2 protein-coding genes are annotated in these 2,205 nt (G+C 72.1%); both read right to left on the bottom strand.

The features are described 5' to 3' along the window. Window positions 1-145: 145 nt before the first annotated feature. Window positions 146-1,039 carry a hypothetical protein gene (locus ACI379_RS07975; protein ID WP_439791551.1) on the bottom strand — a complete coding sequence of 298 codons (894 nt, stop codon included), beginning with the start codon at window positions 1,037-1,039 and terminating at the stop codon, window positions 146-148. Between the two features lie 103 nt (window positions 1,040-1,142). Continuing rightward, the gene (locus ACI379_RS07970; RefSeq protein ID WP_439791550.1) at window positions 1,143-2,144 is read right to left on the bottom strand and encodes a sulfate/molybdate ABC transporter ATP-binding protein; all 1,002 of its coding nucleotides are present in this window, start codon (window positions 2,142-2,144) and stop codon (window positions 1,143-1,145) included. Window positions 2,145-2,205: the final 61 nt, after the last annotated feature.

The raw sequence follows: 2,205 nt of genomic DNA, 5'->3' as shown, positions 1-2,205 counted from the left end.
GTCCCCGGGTCCTCGTCGCCGCAACCGCCCACGGCGAGCAGGAGGAGCGCCGCGAGGGCGCCGGTGGCGAGGCGGAGGCGGACGTCGGTCATGGGGGTGGGACGTCCCGGGCACCCCGATCGGCTCCCACGCCAGCCCACCGGTGTCACCTCGTCGCGACGACGTCGCTGAACTCGACCCGCTCGGCGGCCAGCAGGGCCCGGGCCAGCTCCTCGGCGTCCGGTCCCTCCTCGGCGAGGGAGCCGACCAGGACGGTGCCGCCCCGGTCGACCTCGACCACCTCGTACACCCTGCTCACGTACGCGTCACCCTCCTGGGTGCACTCGTCACTGGTGCCGGCGCCGGGGACGCAGCGCGCCTCGCTGGTCGGGACGGCCGAGACGGAGAAGGAGTGCGGGAAGCGGCCGTAGGTCAGCGTGTACTCGACGGTCTCCCCACCCTGCCGCATCAGCGACGTGAGGCGGGGGCTCCGATCGTCCACCTCCGGCAGGTAGGCGTCGAGCCGGCTGTCCTCGAGCTGCGCCAGCCAGCGCGCGTTGACCTCGAGCCTCTCGACCCGCTCCCCGGCCCACCCGGACAGGCCGGTGCCCGCGAGCAGGGCCAGGACCGACAGCAGGATCCCCAGCCCGCGGCTCTGGGTCGAGGTGGTGCACCACCGCACGAGAGCGACGCCGGCGAGGCTCGCCACCGGCAGGGCCACGCACCCAGCGGCCACCGCGATCGCGCCGCGCGAGGGAAGGGCGGCGAAGACCAGCGCCGCGACCGGTGCGGCCACCACGAACACGGCGAACGTGTTGAGCGCGAGGCCCTCACCGTCGCGCAGGCCCACCAGCCGCAGCACCCAGCCCAGCGCGAAGGCCCAGACCGCGCCAGCGGCCATCGCGGCGACGACGTACCCGGTCGAGCTCTGCTGCAACGCCCAGTAGACGGCCGGGCAGAGGGTGAGCGCCACGAGGGCGGCCGCACCGAGGAGAGCGGGCCAAGGCCGTTCGGCGATCGGTGCGGGCTCGGAGGCGGCCGTGGGCTCGTCGCTGCTCATGGGTGCCACCTTCCCCCGGGACGCGCCTCGCGAACCACCCCGGGTACGGCTGTGGCGCCAGACCCCATGTCCGGCGCCACCGCCGCGTCGACTTCTACCGCACTCAGGCCGAAGCGGCCTCCGCGACACGCAGGCCCCCGCGACCCCGGGGGACGACGGTGGCGCCGGGCACCGGCGACAACCAGACGGTGCCGCCCTCGACCAGCCCCAGCGAACGCGCGTGCGTCCGGGTGAGCTGCACATTGACCTGCTCGCCGTCGACGGTGAGGACGGTGACGCGTACCTCGAAACCGACACGGACCAGACGCGAGACCGTGCCCTCGACCGCGTCAGGCTGCTGCGCCGTGGTGGCCACGTCGATGTCGTGCGGGCGGAGCGCCGCACCACCCAGCGTGGTCACCTCGCCGAGGAAGGACATGACGAAGTCGGTGGCCGGCTCGTCGTACAGCTGGTCGGGGGTGCCGATCTGCTCGATCCGGCCGGAGTTGATCACCACGATCTCGTCGGAGACCTCGAGGGCCTCCTCCTGGTCGTGGGTCACGAACACCGTGGTCACGTGGACCTCGTCGTGCAGGCGCCGCAGCCAGTCGCGCAGCTCCTTGCGGACCTTCGCGTCCAGCGCGCCGAACGGCTCGTCGAGCAGCAGCACGCTGGGCTCGACCGCGAGCGCCCGGGCCAGCGCCATGCGCTGACGCTGACCACCGGACAGCTGCGCGGGCAGACGGTCGGCGAACTGCGACAGGTGCACGAGCTCGAGGAGCTCGTCGACCCGCCGCTTGATCTCGGCCTTGGGGCGCTTGCGGATCTCCAGGCCGAAGGCCACGTTCTTGGCGACCGACATGTGCTTGAACGCCGCGTAGTGCTGGAACACGAACCCGACGTTGCGCTTCTGGGGCGAGAGCCGCGTGGCGTCGACACCCTCGATGGTGACCGTGCCGGCGTCCGCGGACTCCAGACCGGCGATGACCCGCAGGAGCGTGGACTTGCCGCCGCCGCTGGGGCCCAGCAGCGCGGTCAGCTGCCCCGACTTGATGTTCACGTCGACGTTGTCGAGCGCGACGAAGTCACCGAACTGCTTGGTGACCCCCTTCACCTCGATGCTCATGACTCTTCCTTCTTCTCACTGGGACGAATGATGGCGACGACGACGATGCAGACCACCGAGA

The sequence above is a fragment of the Nocardioides sp. genome (genome assembly GCF_051876515.1).
Lineage (GTDB): Bacteria > Actinomycetota > Actinomycetes > Propionibacteriales > Nocardioidaceae > Nocardioides.
The sequence above is the reverse complement of the archived record's forward strand: the minus strand, read 5'-3'. Positions and strand labels throughout refer to the sequence as shown.

What these genes read in the sequence shown, in the direction of transcription:
- ACI379_RS07970 (WP_439791550.1), bottom strand. Translation starts at nt 2,144, where the DNA reads ATGAGCATCGAGGTGAAGGGGGTCACCAAGCAGTTCGGTGACTTCGTC.
- ACI379_RS07975 (WP_439791551.1), bottom strand. Translation starts at nt 1,039, where the DNA reads ATGAGCAGCGACGAGCCCACGGCCGCCTCCGAGCCCGCACCGATCGCC.